The organism is Serratia ficaria, from assembly GCF_900187015.1.
Lineage (GTDB): Bacteria > Pseudomonadota > Gammaproteobacteria > Enterobacterales > Enterobacteriaceae > Serratia > Serratia ficaria.
This window is the reverse complement of the sequence record NZ_LT906479.1, coordinates 1,034,193-1,054,270: the sequence shown is the minus strand read 5'-3', so window position 1 is coordinate 1,054,270 and position 20,078 is coordinate 1,034,193. Positions and strand designations below refer to the sequence as shown.

General features: G+C 63.6%; 20 protein-coding genes. 5 read left to right on the top strand and 15 right to left on the bottom strand.

Annotated elements, in window-relative coordinates:
- Positions 1–1,350: a Na(+)-translocating NADH-quinone reductase subunit A gene (locus tag CKW09_RS04895; RefSeq protein ID WP_061796114.1), complete on the bottom strand. Its 1,350-nt coding sequence runs from the start codon at positions 1,348–1,350 to the stop codon at positions 1–3.
- A gap of 567 nt (positions 1,351–1,917) precedes the next feature.
- Between CKW09_RS04895 and dpaA the strand changes: the two genes are divergently transcribed.
- Positions 1,918–2,685: a peptidoglycan meso-diaminopimelic acid protein amidase gene (gene dpaA / locus CKW09_RS04890; RefSeq protein ID WP_061796112.1), complete on the top strand. Its 768-nt coding sequence runs from the start codon at positions 1,918–1,920 to the stop codon at positions 2,683–2,685.
- On the opposite strand, the gene CKW09_RS04885 is transcribed toward dpaA, so the two are convergent.
- Together CKW09_RS04885 and lpcA are read right to left on the bottom strand one after the other, a co-directional pair.
- A complete protein-coding gene (locus CKW09_RS04885; protein WP_061796109.1) occupies positions 2,620–3,423 on the bottom strand; it encodes a class II glutamine amidotransferase in 804 nt (267 codons plus the stop codon). The genes dpaA and CKW09_RS04885 overlap by 66 nt on opposite strands.
- Before the next feature lie 101 nt (positions 3,424–3,524).
- Positions 3,525–4,106, bottom strand: coding sequence for a D-sedoheptulose 7-phosphate isomerase (lpcA, locus tag CKW09_RS04880; protein WP_015671083.1), 582 nt, complete (start codon positions 4,104–4,106; stop codon positions 3,525–3,527).
- A gap of 245 nt (positions 4,107–4,351) precedes the next feature.
- On the opposite strand from lpcA, the gene fadE reads away from it, so the two are divergent.
- Positions 4,352–6,808: an acyl-CoA dehydrogenase FadE gene (fadE, locus tag CKW09_RS04875; RefSeq protein ID WP_061796107.1), complete on the top strand. Its 2,457-nt coding sequence runs from the start codon at positions 4,352–4,354 to the stop codon at positions 6,806–6,808.
- Positions 6,809–6,911: 103 nt separating this feature from the next.
- Here fadE and mtnK read toward each other — a convergent pair whose 3' ends face one another.
- Complete coding sequence (gene mtnK / locus CKW09_RS04870) at positions 6,912–8,111, bottom strand: S-methyl-5-thioribose kinase (RefSeq protein WP_061796088.1); 1,200 nt, start codon at positions 8,109–8,111, stop codon at positions 6,912–6,914.
- A 147-nt stretch (positions 8,112–8,258) separates the two neighbouring features.
- Here mtnK and mtnA point away from each other — a divergent pair, with 147 nt between their 5' ends.
- Positions 8,259–9,287, top strand: a complete 1,029-nt coding sequence (mtnA, locus tag CKW09_RS04865; RefSeq protein ID WP_095095894.1) for an S-methyl-5-thioribose-1-phosphate isomerase — start codon at positions 8,259–8,261, stop codon at positions 9,285–9,287.
- Positions 9,288–9,303: 16 nt separating this feature from the next.
- On the opposite strand, the gene CKW09_RS04860 is transcribed toward mtnA, so the two are convergent.
- From CKW09_RS04860 to CKW09_RS04850, 3 genes are read right to left on the bottom strand one after another with little or no spacing between them, the layout of a single operon-like run.
- Positions 9,304–9,846, bottom strand: coding sequence for a 1,2-dihydroxy-3-keto-5-methylthiopentene dioxygenase (locus CKW09_RS04860; protein ID WP_061796085.1), 543 nt, complete (start codon positions 9,844–9,846; stop codon positions 9,304–9,306).
- Positions 9,843–10,532 (bottom strand): acireductone synthase, encoded by a 690-nt coding sequence (mtnC, locus tag CKW09_RS04855; protein ID WP_061796083.1) that lies wholly within the window; start codon positions 10,530–10,532, stop codon positions 9,843–9,845. The genes CKW09_RS04860 and mtnC overlap by 4 nt, the downstream gene beginning before the upstream one ends.
- Positions 10,529–11,143, bottom strand: coding sequence for a methylthioribulose 1-phosphate dehydratase (locus CKW09_RS04850; RefSeq protein ID WP_095095891.1), 615 nt, complete (start codon positions 11,141–11,143; stop codon positions 10,529–10,531). Before CKW09_RS04850 ends, mtnC begins: the two co-directional genes overlap by 4 nt.
- 161 nt (positions 11,144–11,304) lie before the next feature.
- On the opposite strand from CKW09_RS04850, the gene CKW09_RS04845 reads away from it, so the two are divergent.
- Both CKW09_RS04845 and CKW09_RS04840 read left to right on the top strand, forming a co-directional pair.
- Positions 11,305–12,465 (top strand): pyridoxal phosphate-dependent aminotransferase, encoded by a 1,161-nt coding sequence (locus CKW09_RS04845; protein WP_095095888.1) that lies wholly within the window; start codon positions 11,305–11,307, stop codon positions 12,463–12,465.
- Complete coding sequence (locus CKW09_RS04840) at positions 12,453–13,226, top strand: amidohydrolase (protein WP_061796077.1); 774 nt, start codon at positions 12,453–12,455, stop codon at positions 13,224–13,226. Before CKW09_RS04845 ends, CKW09_RS04840 begins: the two co-directional genes overlap by 13 nt.
- A gap of 37 nt (positions 13,227–13,263) precedes the next feature.
- On the opposite strand, the gene CKW09_RS04835 is transcribed toward CKW09_RS04840, so the two are convergent.
- From CKW09_RS04835 to CKW09_RS04800, 8 genes are read right to left on the bottom strand one after another with little or no spacing between them, the layout of a single operon-like run.
- Positions 13,264–14,616, bottom strand: a complete 1,353-nt coding sequence (locus CKW09_RS04835) for a nucleobase:cation symporter-2 family protein (protein WP_095095886.1) — start codon at positions 14,614–14,616, stop codon at positions 13,264–13,266.
- 36 nt (positions 14,617–14,652) lie between these two features.
- Positions 14,653–14,988 carry a hydroxyisourate hydrolase gene (uraH, locus tag CKW09_RS04830; protein WP_061796073.1) on the bottom strand — a complete coding sequence of 112 codons (336 nt, stop codon included), beginning with the start codon at positions 14,986–14,988 and terminating at the stop codon, positions 14,653–14,655.
- Complete coding sequence (gene uraD, locus CKW09_RS04825; protein WP_061796071.1) at positions 14,981–15,481, bottom strand: 2-oxo-4-hydroxy-4-carboxy-5-ureidoimidazoline decarboxylase; 501 nt, start codon at positions 15,479–15,481, stop codon at positions 14,981–14,983. Before uraD ends, uraH begins: the two co-directional genes overlap by 8 nt.
- Positions 15,481–16,737, bottom strand: a complete 1,257-nt coding sequence (gene hpxK, locus CKW09_RS04820) for an allantoate amidohydrolase (protein WP_095095883.1) — start codon at positions 16,735–16,737, stop codon at positions 15,481–15,483. The genes uraD and hpxK overlap by 1 nt, the downstream gene beginning before the upstream one ends.
- A complete protein-coding gene (locus CKW09_RS04815; protein WP_095095881.1) occupies positions 16,737–17,978 on the bottom strand; it encodes a pyridoxal-phosphate-dependent aminotransferase family protein in 1,242 nt (413 codons plus the stop codon). Before CKW09_RS04815 ends, hpxK begins: the two co-directional genes overlap by 1 nt.
- A gap of 46 nt (positions 17,979–18,024) precedes the next feature.
- Positions 18,025–18,768, bottom strand: a complete 744-nt coding sequence (locus tag CKW09_RS04810; protein WP_061796067.1) for an amino acid ABC transporter ATP-binding protein — start codon at positions 18,766–18,768, stop codon at positions 18,025–18,027.
- On the bottom strand, positions 18,749–19,405 hold the full coding sequence (locus CKW09_RS04805; RefSeq protein WP_061796065.1) for an amino acid ABC transporter permease: 657 nt from the start codon (positions 19,403–19,405) through the stop codon (positions 18,749–18,751). Before CKW09_RS04805 ends, CKW09_RS04810 begins: the two co-directional genes overlap by 20 nt.
- The gene (locus tag CKW09_RS04800) at positions 19,405–20,070 is read right to left on the bottom strand and encodes an amino acid ABC transporter permease (RefSeq protein WP_061796064.1); all 666 of its coding nucleotides are present in this window, start codon (positions 20,068–20,070) and stop codon (positions 19,405–19,407) included. The genes CKW09_RS04805 and CKW09_RS04800 overlap by 1 nt, the downstream gene beginning before the upstream one ends.
- Between the last annotated feature and the right edge of the window lie 8 nt (positions 20,071–20,078).

Sequence of the window (20,078 nt, the reverse complement as noted above, 5' to 3'; positions counted from 1 at the left end):
TTATCCTTCCTGCTCAATCTTGGTCAGCACGTCGCGCAGCACCGGCGCGTACTCATACTTGCCGGGGCAAACGAAGGTGCACAGCGCCAGATCTTCCTCGTCCAGCTCCAGACAGCCCAACGCCTGGGCGCTGTCGCTGTCGCCCGCCAGCAGATCGCGCAGCAGCAGGGTCGGCAGGATATCCAGCGGCATCACCCGCTCGTAGTTGCCGATCGGCACCATCGCCCGCTCGCCGCCGTGGGTGGTGGTCGAAAAGGCGAACAGCTTGCGCTTCAGGAAGTGGCCCAGCGTGGTGCGGGTAATGGAGAATTTGTTCGGCGAAGGCGCGATCCAGCCGAACAGCTCTTTCTCGCGCCCCTCTTCCAGCACCGAGACCTGCGAATGGAAGCGGCCAAGCCAGGCGTTTGGCCCGCTGGCCTGCACGCCGTTCAGCACCGAGCCGGAGATCACCCGGTTTTCGCCGGCCTTCAGCCGCCCGGCGGTCAGCTCATCGAGGCTGGCGCCCAAACGGGTGCGCAGCAACGCCGGCTGCGCCACCTGCGGCCCGGCCAACGCCACCACCCGACGGGTGTCGAGATTGCCGGTGGTGAACAGGGTGCCGATGGCGATCGCGTCCTGATAACCGATATGCCAGACGGTTTTCTTCAGGCTGACCGGTTCGAGGAAGTGAATGTGCGTGCCCACCAGCCCGGCGGGGTGCGGGCCGGCGAATTCGTTGTAGGTTATCTGGCCGCCGGACGATTGGCCCAGCTTGGCGCCGGCGGCGTGGCAGACGTGCACCTTGCCGTCGGTCAGGCGCGCCAGCACCGCCAGCCCGGCGTTAAACGCCGCCTGCCGTTCGGCGATGATCACCTGCGGATCGGCGGCCAGCGGCTGGGTGTCCATGGCGGTGACGAAAATGGCGCGCGGCGTGCTGCCGGGGCGCGGCGTTTTGCTGAATGGCCGGGTGCGCAGCGCGGTCCACAGGCCGCTGGCGATCAGTTCGCTCTCCACCTGTTCACGCGGCAGCACCGCCAATTCGCCGACCGGATAATGCGCGAACGCCACTTGCTCGTCGCCGCCGTTTTCCAGCGCAATCACCACCGACTGCAGCACCCGGCGTTCGCCGCGGTTAATGGCGAGGATGCGGCCGCTGGCGGGAGCCGTGAAGAAAACCCCGGGGTTCTTTTTATCTTCGAACAGCGCCTGGCCTTTCTTAACGGTATCGCCTTCCTGCACCAGCATGGAGGGGCGCATTCCGACATACTCTTCCCCAAGCAGGGCGACATGCTGAATGTTTGGGCCGTCGTGGATCGCCTGAACCGGTGCGCCGGCGATTGGCAGATCTAACCCTTTTCTGATTTTAATCATAGGATTTATACGATGTTTTATGGTTTTACACGTCTCACCGGCCCCAGAGGCAGGTGCTGACGATGCCAGGATGATGAGGCGATGCGGACTGCCTCAGGGTTGAGCGCGCTGACAGTACGCCCAACGTGAACTCTCTCGCGCCGACAACATGGGGTAACGCGCATTCCCTTGATCCTCTCCCCGCTCCGTTGCCAACGTTGTTAACGACCAGCGGTAAAATAGCCATTAGAACAGCCGGGGTTTATTGAACCATCCCTGCGGCTTCAATCATCACGGCGCGTTAAATCGAAGCCGGAATATTAACATTTTTCGCAACATTGTTCTGCGCCGCGCAGTGACTTGGGTCAAGCAAACGCAATTAAATTTTGCCGGTTTTCCGCTACCTATCGTTAAAATCTGCCCGTCGATTCACTTTTATCGAGGTTTGTCGTTTTTTTATACATATCGCATATTGCTAAAAATAAACACGCTGGTAATCTGACGGTGTTTTGCAGCAGTAAAACAATAATCAGTGGCACGTTGGCCTGCATTCATTAAGCCAGCACATAAATATAAGCAGGAATAATAATGAGCAAAATCGCGCTGTTGTTTGCGATGCTTGTTTCCATGCCGATGATCACGGCCTGCAGCGCCAGCGAGCAGGTACCCGAGACGCCGGTAGTTAAACAGCAATTATTGGGTTCGCCGGTCTATATTCAGATCTTCAAAGAGGAACGCAGGTTGGAATTGTATGCCAAAATGGGCAACGAATTCCGTCTGGTCAACGCGTTCCCCATCTGTAATTTCTCCGGCGGCCTGGGCCCAAAACGCCGTGAAGGCGACTTTAAAAGTCCTGAAGGCTTTTATAGCGTCGACGCACGCCATCTGAAACCCGACAGCAAGTATTATCGGGCGATCAATATCGGTTTCCCAAATGATTATGACCGGTCGCAGGGTTATTCCGGCGCCTATCTGATGATCCACGGGGAATGTAAATCGATTGGTTGTTACGCCATGACCAACACCTATATGGACGAGATTTACCGCTACGTTGAAGCCGCATTCGCTTATGGCCAAAGCCGCGTCGACATCAGCATTTATCCGTTCCGCATGACCGAGCAGAACCTGAAGCGCCACGGCTCATCGAGCTATATCGCCTTCTGGCGCCAGCTGAAGCCGGGCTATGACTACTTCGCCAAAAACCATCAGCCGCCGATGGTGGGCGTGGCTAACGGCCAGTATGTGCTGGGGCAACCGCTGATGAGCAGCGGCCAGATGACGCAGTACGCGTCAGCCAGCCCGACGCCCAACACCAATCCCTTCGCCCAGAACAAGCCGCTCACCGAAGTGAAATAACGCGAACTCGCCTGGCTCGATTTTGTGCCAGGTTTCGTTGGCGGTCAGCGGCTGGGTGGCGATCACCGTGACCACATCGTTAGGCGTGGTCTGCCGCTGAAAATCAATCTCAACGTCCTGATCGAGCAGCGTGGCCTTGCCGAACGGCGCGCGGCGGGTGATCCAATACAGGTTGGTGGAGCAGTAGGCCATCACGAAGCGCCCGTCCGACAACAGCATATTAAATACCCCTTTCTTGCGCAGCTGATCCGCCAGCAGCCCGATATAGCGGAATACCGCCGGCCAATGGCTGGGGGTGCGCGGGTATTTCAGCGCCAGCTGATGCAGCAGCCAGCAGAAGGCGTATTCGCTGTCGGTCTGGCCGACCGGGCGGAAAGTGCCGGTTTCCAGCCGGCGATAGCCCTTGAGCTGGCCGTTGTGCGCGTAGGTCCAGTTGCGGCCCCACAGCTCGCGGGTAAAGGGGTGGGTGTTCTCCAGCGCCACTTCGCCGCGGTTGGCCTGGCGAATATGGGACACCACCGCGCAGGATTTTATCGGGTAGTCCTGCACCAGGCGGGCAATCGGCGAGTTGTAGCTCGGCTGCGGATCCTTGAACGTGCGGCAGCCGTTCCCTTCATAGAAGGTAATGCCCCAGCCATCCTTATGCGGCCCGGTGCGGCCGCCGCGCTGTACCAGCCCGGTAAAGCTGAAGCAAATATCGGTGGGTACGTTTGCGCTCATCCCGAGCAGTTCACACATCGCCAGCACTCCTTAACCACACTGACACCGTCTATCTGTACGGACGCGGCATAAGGCGCCCGGACTCTAATTAATGAGGGGCCGCGGCCCCCCGGAGGCCATTAAGCCTTAACCATCTCTTTTTCGATCAGTTGAATCAAGATGTGAATCGCTTTGATGTGGATTTCCTGAATGCGGTCGGCGTAGCCGAAGTGCGGCACGCGGATTTCCACGTCGGCGGAACCCGCCATCTTGCCGCCGTCTTTGCCGGTCAGGGTGATCACCTTCATCCCTTTGGCGCGCGCGGCTTCAATCGCCTTGATGATGTTGCCCGAGTTGCCGGAAGTGGAAATGCCCAGCAACACGTCGCCTTCACGGCCGACCGCTTCCACATAGCGTGAAAACACGTAGTCGTAACCGAAGTCGTTGCTGACGCAGGACAGGTGGCTAACGTCGGAAATCGCGATTGCCGGGTAGCCCGGGCGGTTTTCGCGGTAGCGGCCGGTCAGCTCTTCGGCGAAGTGCATCGCGTCGCAATGGGAACCGCCGTTGCCGCAGGAGATCACCTTCCCGCCGGCTTTAAAGGAGTCCGCCAGCAGGACGGCGGCGCGTTGAATGGCATCGATGTTGGCGTCGTCGCTGATAAATTTCGCCAGGGTATCGGCCGCTTCGTTCAGTTCACTGCGAATAAGGTCGTGGTACATGAGGAACCTCTTGTTATCGTCAATCTTCCGCTCCGCAGTGTACCGGATCGAGGAAAAACCGAGAAGCACTGTCCACCAAACAGCGCCGCGGTTGAGGGGCCGGTGAGGTTTTTGATGATTGGTGCTGTCGGTTTGTGACCTGAGTTGTAATTAAACTGTAAATGCATTGATAAAAATCTGGGCTTGTACTAAAACCTATTACATATACACAACAGGTCAGACCTCTTACTACTTCGGAGCTTCTTATGATGGTTCTTAGTATTGTCGTTTTACTGGCACTCATTGGCGTGGTGTTTTACCACCGAGTGAACCTTACCCTCAGCAGCCTGATCCTGGTGGCCTACACCGCCGCCATGGGCGCCATCGGCCTGTGGAGCTTCTGGCTGTTGCTGCCGCTGGCGATTGTCCTGCTGCCGCTGAACCTCACCTCGCTGCGCCGCTCCCTGCTGTCTGCGCCGGCGCTGCGCGCTTTCCGCAAGGTAATGCCGCCGATGTCCACCACCGAGAAAGAGGCGATCGACGCCGGCACCACCTGGTGGGAAGGCGATCTGTTCCGCGGCGCGCCGGACTGGAACAAGCTGCACAACTACCCGAAACCGCAGCTGACGGCGGAAGAGCAGGCGTTTATCGATGGCCCGGTGGAAGAAGCCTGCCGCATGGCCAACGACTTCCAGATTACCCATGAACTGGCCGATCTGCCGCCGGAGCTGTGGGCGTACCTGAAAGAGCACCGCTTCTTCGCGATGATCATCAAGAAAGAGTACGGTGGCCTGGAGTTCTCTCCTTATGCTCAGGCGCGCGTGCTGCAAAAGCTGGCCGGCGTTTCCGGCATCCTGGCGATCACCGTCGGCGTGCCGAACTCCCTCGGCCCGGGCGAACTGCTGCAGCACTACGGCACCGATGAACAGAAAGATCACTACCTGCCGGGCCTGGCGCGCGGCGACGAAATCCCCTGCTTCGCCCTGACCAGCCCGGAAGCGGGCTCGGATGCCGGCGCCATTCCGGACGTCGGCACCGTGTGCATGGGCGAGTGGCAGGGCCAGCAGGTACTGGGCATGCGCCTGACCTGGAACAAACGCTACATCACGCTGGCGCCGGTCGCCACCGTACTGGGCCTGGCCTTCAAGCTGTACGACCCCAACCACCTGCTGAGCGACAACGCGTCGCCGGGCATCACCTGTGCGCTGATCCCGACCGGCACGCCGGGGGTGGAAATCGGCAACCGCCACTTCCCGCTGAACGTGCCGTTCCAGAACGGCCCGACCCGCGGCACCGACGTGTTCGTGCCGATCGACTACATCATCGGCGGCCCGAAAATGGCCGGCCAGGGCTGGCGCATGCTGGTTGAATGTCTGTCGGTCGGCCGCGGCATCACCCTGCCGTCCAACTCTACCGGCAGCCTGAAGTCTATCGCGCTGGCGACCGGCGCCTACGCGCACATTCGCCGTCAGTTCAAGATTTCCATCGGCAAGATGGAAGGCATCGAAGAGCCGCTGGCGCGCATCGCCGGCAACACCTACGTGATGGACGCCGCCGCTTCGCTGATCACCTATGCCCTGGTGCAGGGCGAGAAACCGGCGGTGCTGTCGGCCATCGTTAAATACCACTGCACCCACAGGGGCCAGCAGTCGATTGTCGACGCGATGGACATCGCCGGCGGCAAAGGCATCATGCTGGGCGAATCCAACTTCCTGGCCCGCGCCTATCAGGGTGCGCCGATCGCCATCACGGTGGAAGGCGCCAACATCCTGACCCGCACCATGATGATCTTCGGCCAGGGCGCCATCCGCTGCCATCCGTACGTACTGGATGAAATGGCGGCGGCGCAAAGCAACGATCTGAACGCCTTCGACAAGCTGCTGTTCGGCCACCTGGGCCACGTCGGCAGCAACAAGGTGCGCAGCTTCTGGCTGGGCCTGACCAACGGCCGCACCAGCGCCACGCCGACCAAGGACGCGACCCGCCGCTATTACCAGCAGCTGAACCGCCTGAGCGCCAACCTGGCGCTGCTGTCGGACGTTTCCATGGGCGTGCTGGGCGGCAGCCTGAAGCGCCGCGAGCGCATCTCCGCCCGCCTGGGGGACATCCTCAGCCAGATGTACCTGGCTTCGGCGGCGCTGAAACGCTTTGACGACGAAGGCCGCCAGAAGGAAGACCTGCCGCTGGTGCACTGGAGCGTACAGGACAGCCTGCACAAGGCTGAACAGGCGCTGGATGACCTGCTGCGCAACTTCCCGAACCGCTTTATCGCCGGGGCCATGCGTCTGGTGGTGTTCCCGTTCGGCCGCGTGCACACCGCGCCGTCCGATCGTCTGGACCACCAGCTGGCTAAAATCCTGCAGGTGCCTTCCGCCACCCGCAGCCGCCTGGGCCGCGGCCAGTACCTGACGCCGAGCGAGCATAACCCGGTCGGCCTGCTGGAAGCCGCGCTGGCGGACGTGATCGCCGCCGAGCCAATCCACGAACGCCTGTGCAAAGCGGCCGGCAAAAACCTGCCGTTCACCCGCCTGGATCGCCTGGCCGAACGCGCGCTGGAAGAAGGCAAGATCAGCGCCGACGAAGCGCAGATCCTGGTGAAAGCCGAGGAAAGCCGCCTGCGCTCCATCAACGTCGATGACTTCGCGCCGGATGCGCTGGCGGCCAGCAAGCCGGAAAAGCCGGCGGCGCCGTCTAAGCGCCAACAGCATACCGAAGCGGCATAACGGCGTTAAGCCGGTTCACCCAGGGGCGATAATTATCGCCCCTGTTTCTTTTTCGGCTCCGCCCGTTGGTGGTGTCGGACCAGCCCCATGAGCAGCCGCCTTGTCAGCCGTGCTGCCGGATACGCGCCAGCAGGGCATCGATATGCTCAATCTGCGGCGCATTGACGATCAGCGCGCGGCCCAGCCCCAGCGCATTGCGCTGGCATTCGAGACGCATCTCGGCGTCGCCGATGCTGTCCAGATCGGCGACGTGGGCCAGGCCGATGGTGCGGCGGATCAGCTCGCTGCCGCAATACCCCACCGCATCAGCCCACACCTGCTGCAGGAACTGTTCGGCGTAACCCGGCGTCGCCAGCGCCGCTTCGCGGCTGCGCTGATGACACAGCGACAGGAAGCGATCGGCGAAAATCAGCCACAGCTCGCGCACGTCCTGCAGGCGCTGTTCGCGCCCGGCGGCGGCGTCGCGCGGCCCGAACAGGCCCGGCAGCCCGCAATAATTCAGCAGCAAATTGCCCAACGCGGTGCCGACGTCAAAGCCGATCGGGCCGTAGAAACCGAACTCGGCGTCGATCGCCTTCAGCCGGCCTTCGCCGACAAAGATCGAACCGCTGTGAATATCCCCGTGCAGCAGGGCCTCCGCCTTGCTCAGGAAGCGGTGCTTAAGCCCGGCGATCGCCAGCTTCAGCGCCGCATCGGTGCGCAGCTCCTGCACCTGCGGCAGCAGCGCCGGGTCAAACTGATTGCGCTCGTGCTCGACATAAGGATCGGTAAAAAACAGGTCTTCGGTGATCTGGCACAGTTCAGGGTTGGTAAAGCGGCTGACGTCGGCCTTCTTCTGCTGGGCCGGCTGGTAAAAGTCGGAGGTGTGGAACAGGGTTTGCGCCAGATATTCCGCCAGCTGCCCCGCCGCCAGCGGATGGTAGTTGCCCTGCACCAGCTCGCTGCGCCAGATGCGAAGGTCGGAAAGATCTTCCTGCACCATCACCGCCAGCTCAGGATCGTGATGCAGTACCTTCACCGTGTGCCGCGGGCAGAAGCCGCCGTGGATCAGCAAGGTTTCCGCCTCGATGCGCGCCCGGTCCAGGGTCAGCGGCCAGGATTCGCCCACGCAGCGGACATAGGGCAGCGCCTGCTTGACGATCACCCGGCTCACGCCGCCGCGGTCGCGGATCTTGAACACCAGATTCAGATTGCCGTCGCCAATTTCATCGGCGCTCACCAGCGCCTGCGGATCGGCCACCTGCCCATATTGACGGGCATACTCAACGGCATCGGCAGCAGTAAACGTACGATAAAGCGACATTCCCAACCCCTCTGTTCTCTCTCGCTCACGGACACGGCGACAGTATTTTTTAGACGTAAAAGCATTTGGACGTCTATACATCCGGAAGTCATGTTGGCAGAATAGCTTTCCAGATGCAATAACTACGCAACAAGGAATTAACTGCCGATGCAAGCGCTTAACACCACCAGTTTGACCCTGCGTGACAACCGACTTTGGATCCTCGATCAGCAAGCCCTGCCGCAGGAAAAGCAGTGGCGCGCCTGCGACAGCGTGGAAGAATTGGTGGAGCATATCCACAGCCTGCGGGTCCGCGGCGCGCCGTTGATTGGCCTGTCCGCCAGTCTGCTGCTGGCGCTGCTGGCGGAGCGCGGGCTGCCGCGCGGCGAGCTGGAGCAGGCGTTGCAAACGCTGCGCGCCGCCCGGCCGACGGCGGTGAACCTGATGAACAATCTGGACCGCATGAAGCAGGCGCTGGAAAGGCCGGACTGGGCGCCGGCGATGGCGGAGGAAGCGCTGCGGCTGGTGGAGGAAGACCGCCGGTTGTGCGATCGCATCGCCGATCACGGCGCAGAGCTGGTACCGCCCGGCAGCCGTCTGCTGACCCATTGCAACACCGGCGGGCTGGCGACCGCCGGCATCGGCACCGCCATCGGCGTGCTGCTGCGCGCCCATCAACAGGGCAAGGTGCAGCAGGTGTGGGTCGATGAAACCCGGCCATTATTGCAGGGCGGCCGCCTGACCGCCTGGGAGCTGGGCGAACTGGGCATCCCCTACCGGCTGATTTGCGATTCGATGGCCGCCGGCCTGATGGCGCAGGGCCAGGTCGACGCCGTGTGGGTCGGCGCGGACCGCATCGCCGCCAACGGCGACGTGGCCAATAAAATCGGCACCTACAGCCTGGCGGTGCTGGCGCGCTATCACCGCATTCCGTTCTACGTCGCCGCCCCGCACACCACCCACGATCCGCACTGCCCGAACGGCGCGGCCATTCCGATCGAGCAACGCGCGGCAACCGAGGTCACCGGCGTGTCCGGCAGCTTCGGCACATGCCAATGGGCGCCGCTCGATGCGCCGGTGTATAACCCGGCCTTCGACGTGACGCCGGCGGCGCTGATCGACGGTTGGGTATTCGACAGCGGCGTGATTACGCCACAGCAGGTCAAGGACGGGATTTTTCAGCGGGCGTTAGGGTAACGCCCGCGCAGGTGACTCAGTCGAGACGCGGGTAGGCGTCGGCGATGTTGTCGCCGGTGAAATGCGCCACCCAGCCTTCCGGGTTATCGAATACGCGGATCGCCGTGAAGTTGGGCGCCGATCCCATATCGAACCAGTGGCGGGTGTTGGCCGGCACCGAGATCAGATCGTTCTTCTCGCACAGGATCTGGAAGATCTTGCCGTCCAGATGCAGGCAAAACAGCCCCGCGCCTTCGACGAAGAAGCGCACCTCGTCTTCGCCGTGGGTGTGTTCCGACAGGAACTTGTCGCGCAACGCCTGCCGCTGTTCGTTGTCCGGCCGCATGCTGATCACATCCCAGCTCTGATAGCCTTTTTCCGCCACCAGCCGGTCGATTTCATGCTGATAGGCGGCGATCACCGCCGCCGGTTGCGGGTTATCGCCCAGCTCGCGATCCGCCTGCCAGCGCTCGAAACGCACGCCGATTTGCGCCAGCCGTTGCTGAATAGCCTCCGCATCCTGGCTCTGCCACAGCGGCTGCTGCGGCTGCCGATCGCTAAAAATGGTCAATCCACTCATGAGGCAAACTCCCCTAAATCAATCTGATCAAAACGGTTAACCTGCGGGTGCCGGCTCTGTGCGTCCGCCTGATCGCGGATCAGCTGGCAGGTATGCCAACCGGCGGCCTGGGCGGCGTCCAGCTCCTGATGAATGTCGGACAAAAACAGCAGCTCATCGGGCGCCAGGCCGATGGCCTGGGCGATATTGCGGTACGAAGCGGTTTCGCGCTTGGCGCCGACGCGGGTGTCGAAATAGCCGCTGAACAACGGCTGCAGATCGCCGGCTTCGCTGTAGCCGAACAACAGCTTCTGCGCCTCCACCGAGCCGGAGGAGTAAACGTACAGCCGCAGCCCCTGCCGCTGCCAGGTCGCCAGTTGGCCGGCCACCTCCGGGTACAGATGGCCGCGGAAATCGCCGCTGAGATAGCCGCTGCGCCAGATGATGCCCTGCAGCGCCTTCAGCGCGGTGGACTTGCGATCTTCATCCATAAAGCGGTACAGCGCGGCTGTCAGCGATTCGATGCCCGCCTCGGGTTGCCCAAGCTCCTGACGCAGGGCGGCCAGCGGCGCGGCCACCTCGCGGTCATCGGCGTGTTGGCGCAAAAAATCCGCCAGCCGCGCGCGCGCATAGGGAAACAGCACCTGGTGCACAAAGCGGATATCGCTGGTAGTGCCTTCAATATCGGTCACGATGGCGCGGATCATTTCGCCTCCAGTAAGCGGCGTTGCAGTTCACACTGGAACAGGAATTCCAGCCCTTCAAGATGACGGCGGGCTTCCGCCACCTGGCGGCCCCAGCAGTACAGACCGTGGCCGCGCACCAGAAAACCGTACTGCAGCGGCGTGGTTTCCGCATAGGCCGCCACGCGCGCCGCCAGCCGCGGAATATCCTGATCGTTGTCGAAGATAGGGATCGCCACGCGATCCAGGTGGCTGTTCTGCCCGCCGAGCGATTTTTGCATCTCATAGCCCTGCAGCACCAGCGCTTCGCTGCGCTCGACGCGCGACAGCACGGTGGCGTTGACCGAATGGGTATGCAGCACCGCGCCAATCTGCGGGTACAGGCGGTAAATCAGGGTATGCAGACCGGTCTCCGCCGAGGGCGTGCGGCCGCTCGGCACGTGGTTGTCGGCGATATCCACCCGCAGGAAGTCCGCCGCCGTCAGGCTGCCCTTGTCCTTGCCGGATTCGGTGACCAGGCACTGCTCATCGTCGAGGCGCAGCGACATGTTGCCGCCGGTCGCCGGGCACCAGCCCTTTTCGCCAATCCAGTGGCAGGCGGCCAATAGTGCTGTAAGTTGCGGATTATCCGTCATTATCGTATCCCGATCTGTGAAGTCGCCAGCCGATGCGGCTTAGAATGACCGGCGTCGCGGCAAGATCCGCCCCGCATTTAGCCATCTAAGCGTCTTGATTGCCAAATACTAACATCGTGTTATATTGACGGCAACATAAGCGCCAGGAGTTTAAGCCGACCATGAGCACTTCCGCATTGATTCCCGAAAGCAAACTGCCTGCACTGGGCACCACCATCTTTACCCAGATGAGCGCGCTGGCGCAGCAGCATCAGGCGATCAACCTGTCGCAGGGCTTCCCCGATTTCGATGGCCCGGACTACCTGAAAGAGCGCCTCGCCTGGCACGTCGCCCAGGGCGCCAACCAATATGCGCCGATGACCGGCGTCGCGCCGCTGCGCGAGGCCATCGCCGAGAAAACCGCCCTGCTGTATGGCTGGCAGCCGGACGCCAATAGCGAAGTGACCGTCACCGCCGGCGCGACCGAAGCGCTGTTCGCCGCCATCAGCGCGCTGGTGCGGCCCGGCGACGAGGTGATTTGCTTTGATCCCAGCTACGACAGCTATGCGCCCGCGGTCACGCTGGCCGGCGGTACGCTGAAACGCATCGCCCTGCAGCCGCCGGCCTTTAGCGTCGACTGGCGGCAGTTCGCCGGGCTGCTGTCGCCGCGTACCCGTCTGGTGATCGTCAATACGCCGCACAACCCGTCCGCCACCGCCTGGCAGGCGGAAGATTTGCAGCAGCTGTGGCAGGCCATCGCCGAGCATGAAATCTACGTGCTCAGCGACGAGGTCTACGAGCATATCTGCTTCGCCAGGGGCGGACACGCCAGCGTGCTGGCCCACCCGCAGCTGCGCCAACGGGCGATCGCCGTCTCTTCGTTCGGCAAAACCTTCCACATGACCGGCTGGAAAGTCGGTTACTGCGTGGCGCCGACCGCGCTGAGCGCCGAAGTGCGCAAGGTGCACCAATACCTGACCTTCGCGGTCAATACCCCGGCCCAGCTGGCGCTGGCGGATATGCTGCGCGCCGAACCGCAGCACTGGCAACGGCTGCCGGCGTTCTACCGCGCCAAACGCGACCGCTTTGTGCAGGCGCTGGCGAACAGCCGACTGGAAATTTTGCCCTGCGAAGGTACATACTTCCTGCTGGCGGATTACGGCGCCATCTCCGATCTGGACGATGTGGCGTTCTGCCGTTGGTTAACCGAGCACGCAGGCGTGGCGGCCATTCCGCTGTCGGTCTTCTGTGCCGATCCTTTCCCCCATAAATTGATCCGGCTGTGCTTCGCCAAACAGGACGACACGCTGGATGCAGCTGCGGAGCGGTTATGTCGACTTTAAAAATCACCCTGTTGCAGCAACCGCTGGTCTGGCGCGACGGCGCCGCCAACCTGCGCCATTTCGACGCCCTGCTGGCCCCGATCGCCGGCCGTGACCTGATCGTGCTGCCGGAGATGTTCACCACCGGCTTCGCCATGGACGCCGGCGAAAGCGCGCTGCCTGAACAGCGGGTGATCGACTGGCTGCATGGCTGGGCGGTGAAAACCCACGCGCTGGTAGGCGGCAGCGTGGCGCTGAAAACCGCCGAGGGCGCGGTCAACCGCTTCCTGCTGGTGGAGCCGGGCGGCCGGGTGCATGCCTATGACAAACGCCATCTGTTCCGCATGGCCGGCGAACACCTGCATTATCAGGCCGGTAAACGCCGCGAGATTTTCGAATGGCGCGGCTGGCGCATCCTGCCGCAGATTTGCTACGACCTGCGCTTCCCGGTGTGGTCGCGCTACCAGCAGGATTACGATCTGGCGCTGTACGTCGCCAACTGGCCGGCGCCGCGCAGCAGACACTGGCAAACGCTGCTGGCGGCGCGGGCGATTGAAAATCAGGTCTACGTGGCCGGCTGCAACCGCGTCGGCGCAGACGGCAACGGCCTGGACTACAGCGGCGACAGCCTGATCCTCAGCCCGCAGGGCGAAATCCTGGCCGATGCCGAAGCCGGCGCGGCCGCGCGGCTGGACGCCGAGCTGTCGCTGGAAAACCTGCAGGGCTACCGCAGCGCCTTCCCCGCCTGGCGCGATGCCGACAGCTTCCTGCGCCACGACTGATATCCCGCCCGGGCGCAGCCCGCTGCGCCCGCACCTTTCAGGAAAGCTCCTCTTCCGCCGCGTTTTTCTCCGCAGGGCCGACCCGGTTGAACAGCAGATTCAGCAACAACGCCGCCAGGCAGGCCGCGCTGATGCCGGAATGCAGCAGGGTGCGCACCCAGTGCGGGAACCGATCGTAGAACGTCGGCATCACGATCGGGATCATGCCGAAGGCGATGGACGTCGCCACCACCACCAGATTCATGTTGTCCTTGTAATCGACTTTCGCCAGCGTGCGAATGCCGCTGGCGGCCACCGAGCCAAACAGCACCACGCCGGCGCCGCCCAACACCGGCAGCGGAATGCAGGCCACCAGCCGGCCCAGTACCGGCAACAGCCCCAGCAACACCAGGATCGCGCCGCCGGCGCTGACCACGAAGCGGCTCTTCACGCCGGAGATCGCCACCAGCCCGATATTCTGCGCGAACGAGCTCTGCGGAAACGAATTGAACACCGGCGACAGCGCGCTGGACAGCATATCGGCGCGCAGGCCGTTGGCGATGCGGCGCGAGTCCACCGGCGAACCGACGATCTCGCCGACCGCCATCAGGCCGGCGGTGGTTTCCGTCAGCAATACCAGCACGATCAGCAGCATCGACAGAATGGCGCTGGGCTCGAAGGTCGGCCAGCCGTAGGCGAACGGCTCGGGAAACGCCAGCCAGGGCCCTTCGCCCAGCGCAGCGAAGCTCAGCTTGCCCGCCAGTGCCGCCGCCGCGCAGCCGGCCACCATCGCCAGCAGCACCGACAGCCGCTTCAGCGCCGGTGACCCGACCTTGTTCAGCAGCAAAATCACCGCCAGCGTGAAGGCCGCCAGGCCGATATTGCCGGTCGATCCCCAGTCCGCCGCGCCGGCCTTGCCGCCCATCGCCCAGCGCACCGCGACCGGCATCAGCGACAGGCCAATCGCCGTCACCACGCAGCCGGTCACCACCGGGGGAAAGAAGCGGATAATCTGCGCAAAGAACGGCGCGATCAGCAAGCCGACCACCGAAGCGGCGATCACCGCGCCGAACACCGCCGGCAGCCCGCCGTCGCCGGTCGCTATGGTCACCATGGCCGCCACCCCGGCGAAGGAAACGCCCTGCACCAGGGGCAACCGCGAGCCGAAGCCGCGCACGCCCAGGGTCTGCAACAGCGTCGCCAGCCCGCTGACGAACAGCGCCGCCGTCACCAGCATGCCGATCTGCGGCGCGTTCAATCCGGCGGCGGAGCCGATGATCAGCGGCGGCGCGATGATGCCGCCGTACATGGTCAAAATATGCTGCAGGCCGTAGGCAAAGGTTTTTCCCAGCGGCAGTTTTTCATCTTCCGGGCAGCACGAAGCCGCGCCCTTATCCTGAGACAGAGCCATAGGCACCTCGTCAATTGGGTTAACCGCAGTGGGGCGTTAGCTGCCCCGGTAGGTTGAATACGAATAGGGGCCGATAAGCAACGGCAAATGGTAATGCTGCGCCGCATCGCGGATGGCCACCTCGATAATCGCCGTGCGGTACAGCGTTTCTCGCCCGTCGGCGGCAAAGTAAGCGCCAAGGTCGGCATGCAGGCGATAATGCCCGGCGCCGGCGCCCTCCGGCGTCAGATCGCGAACGCGGCCGTCGGCGTCGGTGCGGCTTTCCGCCTGCTTCAGCCACTGGCCGTCGCATTCGCGCTCCAGCCATACCCGCACGTTGGCCGCAGGTTTGCCGACCGAGGTATCCAGAATATGGGTGCTGATGTTACTCATCGCTCAATAACTCCTTCAAACGCAACAAGGTGATTTCACGCAGCTGCTCGGCGGTTTCACGCTGTTCCTGCTGCGGGTCGTTATGCAACCGGCGCTCCAGCTCTTGCAGGATGCTCTGCCCATCGCGGCCGGCGGCGCGGATCAAAAATACCCGTTCAAACTGCTGTTCATAACGGCGATTGGCCGCCAGCAGCGCCTGTTGCAGCGCCGCGTCCTGCGCGTTTACCGCCGATTGCTCGCGCCGGGAAAACGCCGCTTCTCGCCCGGCCCCCTGCGCGCGCTCGCCGATGCGCGGATGCTGCGCCAGCGCCTGGGCCACCTCTTCCGGCCGCCAGCGCAAGGCGGCCTGGCGCGCCGTCGCCAACGCGGCGTCTACGCCGCTGAACGGCCGCGCGGCAATCAGCGCCGCGATCCAGCTGTCGATGTCCACGCAGGGGCGCAGCAGGCGCTCCGCCTCCGCCGCCGACAGCCGGTTAAAACGTTGCAGCTTCATCAGCCGTTCTCCCAGCTGGCGACCGTCTGGCAGTAGGCCTGAATGGCCAGCGCCACGTCCGCCGGCGTGACGGCTTCCGCCGGGTGATGGCTGATGCCGCGGTCACAGCGCACGAACAGCATGCCCACCGGCCAGTCCGCCGCCACGGCGATGGCGTCGTGCCCGGCGCCGCTCGGCAACGCCATGCTGCGCCCCTGCACCCGCTGCACGCCGTCATGCCAGCGCCGCTGCAACCCGGCGTCGCACGCCGTCGCGTCGATACGGTAAAACTCTTCGCTGGCAAACCGCAGCCCGCGCCGCGCGCAGATCGCCTGCGCCTGCCGCAACAGCTGCGCCAGCAGCGTCGCCAGCGCGCCATCTTCCGGACCGCGCACGTCGAGCGTCAGCTTCACCTCGCCGGGGATCACGTTGACCGCTCCCGGCAGGCTGTCAATGCACCCCACCGTCGCCACCAGATGCGGATCGGCGGCGCGGGTGATGCCCTCGACCGCCACCATCCACTCCGCCGCCGCCGCCAGCGCGTCTTTGCGCTGCCCCATCGGCACGGTGCCGGCATGGCCGGCCTCGCCGCTGAAGGTGCAGTTAAGGCGGCGAGCGCCGTTGATCGCCGTCACCACGCCCAGCGCCAGCCCGGCGGCCTCCAGGCAGGGGCCCTGTTCGATGTGCAGCTCCAGATAGGCGCAGATATCGCCTGGCGCGCGGCGCGCCTGCGCAATGGCCGCCGGATCCAGGCCGAAATCGCGCAGCGCCTGCGCCACGGTAACGCCGTCGGCATCGGTGCGCGCCAGCCATTCCTCCGGCCACCGGCCGGTGATGCCGCGGCTGCCCAGCAGGGCCACGCTGAAACGCGTGCCTTCTTCATCGGCAAAGCCGATCACCTCGACCGCCACCGGCAAACGGCGCTGCCGGCGGTGCAGCTGCGCCACCACTTCCAACGCGGTCAGTACGCCGAGCATGCCGTCGTAACGCCCGGCGTTGCGCACCGTATCCAGATGCGAGCCGAGCAACAGCGCCGGTGCGCCGGGCGTCTGGCCCTCATAGCGGCCGCAGATATTGCCGACGCCGTCTTGCCACACCTCCATGCCGATGCTGCGCATCCAGTCCCCCACCAGCAGGTTGGCGCGCCGATGTTCCGGGGAGAGATAGGTGCGCGTCAGCTGCCCCGGCGTGGCCGAGATCGCCGCCAGCGCGTCGCAGCGCGCCATCACCCGCGCCGCCGCCTGTTCCGCCTCCTGGGCGGTTAACAGCGCCGTCATCAGCGGCTCCCGGCGTCGTAAGTATTCCAGGCCGCCTGCAGCGCTTCCCCCTGCTGGCTGGCGAAGCCCAGGCGGTTCAATACCGCCTCCAGCGCGGTCAGGGTCTGCAGCACGCAGTCTTTGCGCGCGTTGTAGCCCATGGTGCCGATGCGCCAGATCTTGCCCTGCAGCGGGCCGAACGAGGTGCCGATTTCGATGGCGAAGTCGTTCAGCATCATCTGCCGCACCTGCTCGCCGTGCACCTGCGGCGGGATCACCACCCCCAACACGTTGTTCATGCGGTGGTCGAGATCGCCGAACACCTCCAGCCCCATGCCCTGAATGCCGGCCAGCATCGCCGCGCCGTGCAGCCGATGGCGGGCAATGGCGTTATCCAGCCCTTCTTCGAGGATCACCCGCGCGCATTCGCGGGCGGCGAACAGCATGCTGGTGGCTTCGGTGTGGTGATTGAGCCGTTCGGGGCCCCAGTAATCCATGATCATGCCGAGGTCGAAATAGTTGGAGTAGATCATCTCGTCGTCGCCGTCGGCGTGATCGGCGGTGCGAATGCCCTGCTCCACGCATTTGCGGCGGCGCACGATCTCTTCAAACTGCGGGCTGAGGGTGACGGGCGAGCTGCCGGACGGGCCGCCCAGGCATTTTTGCAGGCCGGCGGACACCGCATCCAGCCCCCAGGCGTCGGTTTCCAGCGGGTTGCCGCCAAAGGAGGCGGTGGCGTCGGTGTAGAACAGCACGCCGTGCCGACGGCAGATTTCGCCCAGCTGCTCCAGCGGCTGCAGCATGGTGGTGGAGGTGTCGCCCTGCACCGTCAGCAGCAGGCGTGGGCGCACCTTCTTGATGGCGTCTTCGATGCGATCGGCGCTGAACACTTCTCCCCACGGCGCCTCGATGCTGTGCACTTCGGCTCGGCAGCGGCGGGCGATTTCGCACAGCAGGTGGCCGAAGCGGCCGAATACCGGCACCAGCACCTTGTCGCCGGGGCGAATGGCGGAGACCAGCATCGCCTCGATGCCGGAGCGCGAGGTGCCGTCCACCAGCATCGTCCAGCGGTTTTCGGTGCGGAACAGCGCGCGGTACAGCGCCATCACCTGATTCATGTAGCCGGTCATCGCCGGATCGTACTGGCCGATCAGCTGGCTCGACATGGCGCGCAGCACGCGCGGGTCGGCGTTGATCGGCCCCGGCCCCATCAGCAGACGGGCGGGGGGGTTAATCTGATCGAATTGAGTGATATCCAGCATGTTAATTCCTTACCAGCTTAATAACTTGTTATTTTGAGCGTCGAAATCAGGCCTCAGACAGCCCGCGGACCGAAGCGATAAACTGTTTTAATTCCTGCGTTTGCGGGTTGGCGAACAGCGTGCGGCTGTCGCCCTGCTCCCACACTTTGCCCTGGTGCATAAACACCACCCGGTCGCCCACCTCGCGGGCGAAGTTCATCTCATGGGTCACCAGGATCAGGGTCATGCCTTCCTTCGCCAGCTGTTCGAGCACCTTCAGCACCTCGCCCACCAGCTCGGGATCCAGCGCCGAGGTGATCTCGTCGCACAGCAGCACCTTAGGCTTCATCGCCAGCGCCCGGGCGATCGCCACCCGCTGCTGCTGCCCGCCGGAGAGGTTGGCCGGCGCATAGTGCATGCGCTCCCCCAGCCCGACCTTGTTCAGCATCTCTTCCGCCAGCCGGCGGCATTCGGCCGGGCTTTTTTTCAGCACCCGGCGCGGCGCCAGCATCACGTTTTCCAGCGCGCTCATGTGCGGGAACAGGTTGAAGTTTTGGAACACCATGCCGATCGAACGGCTGATTTCACGCGCCTGCGAATCGCGGTCGGTGATGGTCATGCCGCCCAGCTTGATGCTGCCTTCCTGGTAGCCCTCCAGCCCATTGATGCAGCGCAGCAGCGTGCTTTTGCCGGATCCGCTGCGGCCGATGATGGAAATCACCTGCCCCATGTCGATATCCAGATCCACGCCTTTCAGCACATGGTTCTGACCGTAATATTTTTGAACCTGATTAATTGTGATGAGCGGCATGGAATTTTTTCTCCAGATAATGACTGTAGCGCGACAGCGGATAACACATCAGGAAATAGCCCAGCGCCACCAGGCCGAAGACTTTAAAGGGTTGATAGGTCACGTTATTCAGCATGGTGCCGGCCTTGGTCAGCTCGACGAAGCCGATGATCGACGCCAGCGCGGTGCCCTTGATCACCTGCACCGAAAACCCGACGGTCGGCGCGATGGCGATGCGCACCGCCTGCGGCACGATCACCCGCAGCAGGGTCTGGCCGAAGCTCAACCCCAGGCAGCGCGAGGCTTCCCACTGCCCCTTCGGCAGCGCGGCGATGCTGCCGGACCAGATATCCACCAGAAAGGCGCTGGTGAACAGCGTCAGCGCCAGCGCGGCGGCGGTCCAGGGGCTGACGTCGATGCCGAACAGCGCCAGGCCGAAAAACGCCAAAAACAGCTGCATCAGCAGCGGCGTGCCCTGAAACAGCTCGGCGTAAAAGCGGACAAACCGCAGCGCCCAGCGCCGTTTGCTCAGGCGCAGCAGCAACAGCGGCAGCGTCACCAGCGTACCGCCGAAGAACGCGGTCAGCGACAGCAGCAGCGTCCAGCGCGCCGCCAACAGCAGGTTGCGCACGATGTCCCAGTCGGTAAAGGTCAGCATCAGCCCTGGCTCCCCAAAAAGCGTCGTCCGGCGGCCAGCAGCAGCTGGCGCATCAGCACCGACAACAGCAGATAAAACAGCGTCGTCACCAGATAGACCTCAAAGCTGAGGAAGGTGCGCGACTGGATCAGGTTGGCGGCGAAGGTCAGCTCTTCGAACGAGACCTGCGACACCACCGATGACCCCAGCATCACGATAATGCACTGGCTGACCAGCGCCGGATAAATGCGCTGCAGCGACGGCGGCAGCACGATGCGCAAAAAGGTCTGGCTGCGGCTGAACCCCAGCACCCGCCCCGCCTCCCACTGGCCCTTCGGCGTCACCTGAATGCCGGCGCGGATAATCTCGGTGCTGTAGGCGCCGAGGTTAATCACCATCGCCAACAGCGCCGCCTGCCCGGCGGTCAGCTTCCAGCCCAGGCTCGGCAGACCGAACACGATAAAAAACAGCTGCACCACGAACGGCGTGTTGCGCACCGCTTCGACGTAAAGGCCCCAGATGCGGCTCAGCAGGGTGGTTTTGCCGCTGCGGATCGCCGCGCCGCAAATCCCCAGCGCCACGCCCATCAGGGTCGCCATCGCCGTCAGCTCGACGGTGGTCAGCAGCCCCGCCAGCAGCTCCGGCAGATAGGGCCACAGGGCGGGAAAATTCAGCTGATAGGTCATCGGACGCT

Coding starts and splice junctions, on each gene's coding strand:
- CKW09_RS04895 (WP_061796114.1), bottom strand. CDS start 1,350: ATGATTAAAATCAGAAAAGGGTTAGATCTGCCAATCGCCGGCGCACCG.
- dpaA (WP_061796112.1), top strand. CDS start 1,918: ATGAGCAAAATCGCGCTGTTGTTTGCGATGCTTGTTTCCATGCCGATG.
- CKW09_RS04885 (WP_061796109.1), bottom strand. CDS start 3,423: ATGTGTGAACTGCTCGGGATGAGCGCAAACGTACCCACCGATATTTGC.
- lpcA (WP_015671083.1), bottom strand. CDS start 4,106: ATGTACCACGACCTTATTCGCAGTGAACTGAACGAAGCGGCCGATACC.
- fadE (WP_061796107.1), top strand. CDS start 4,352: ATGATGGTTCTTAGTATTGTCGTTTTACTGGCACTCATTGGCGTGGTG.
- mtnK (WP_061796088.1), bottom strand. CDS start 8,111: ATGTCGCTTTATCGTACGTTTACTGCTGCCGATGCCGTTGAGTATGCC.
- mtnA (WP_095095894.1), top strand. CDS start 8,259: ATGCAAGCGCTTAACACCACCAGTTTGACCCTGCGTGACAACCGACTT.
- CKW09_RS04860 (WP_061796085.1), bottom strand. CDS start 9,846: ATGAGTGGATTGACCATTTTTAGCGATCGGCAGCCGCAGCAGCCGCTG.
- mtnC (WP_061796083.1), bottom strand. CDS start 10,532: ATGATCCGCGCCATCGTGACCGATATTGAAGGCACTACCAGCGATATC.
- CKW09_RS04850 (WP_095095891.1), bottom strand. CDS start 11,143: ATGACGGATAATCCGCAACTTACAGCACTATTGGCCGCCTGCCACTGG.
- CKW09_RS04845 (WP_095095888.1), top strand. CDS start 11,305: ATGAGCACTTCCGCATTGATTCCCGAAAGCAAACTGCCTGCACTGGGC.
- CKW09_RS04840 (WP_061796077.1), top strand. CDS start 12,453: ATGTCGACTTTAAAAATCACCCTGTTGCAGCAACCGCTGGTCTGGCGC.
- CKW09_RS04835 (WP_095095886.1), bottom strand. CDS start 14,616: ATGGCTCTGTCTCAGGATAAGGGCGCGGCTTCGTGCTGCCCGGAAGAT.
- uraH (WP_061796073.1), bottom strand. CDS start 14,988: ATGAGTAACATCAGCACCCATATTCTGGATACCTCGGTCGGCAAACCT.
- uraD (WP_061796071.1), bottom strand. CDS start 15,481: ATGAAGCTGCAACGTTTTAACCGGCTGTCGGCGGCGGAGGCGGAGCGC.
- hpxK (WP_095095883.1), bottom strand. CDS start 16,737: ATGACGGCGCTGTTAACCGCCCAGGAGGCGGAACAGGCGGCGGCGCGG.
- CKW09_RS04815 (WP_095095881.1), bottom strand. CDS start 17,978: ATGCTGGATATCACTCAATTCGATCAGATTAACCCCCCCGCCCGTCTG.
- CKW09_RS04810 (WP_061796067.1), bottom strand. CDS start 18,768: ATGCCGCTCATCACAATTAATCAGGTTCAAAAATATTACGGTCAGAAC.
- CKW09_RS04805 (WP_061796065.1), bottom strand. CDS start 19,405: ATGCTGACCTTTACCGACTGGGACATCGTGCGCAACCTGCTGTTGGCG.
- CKW09_RS04800 (WP_061796064.1), bottom strand. CDS start 20,070: ATGACCTATCAGCTGAATTTTCCCGCCCTGTGGCCCTATCTGCCGGAG.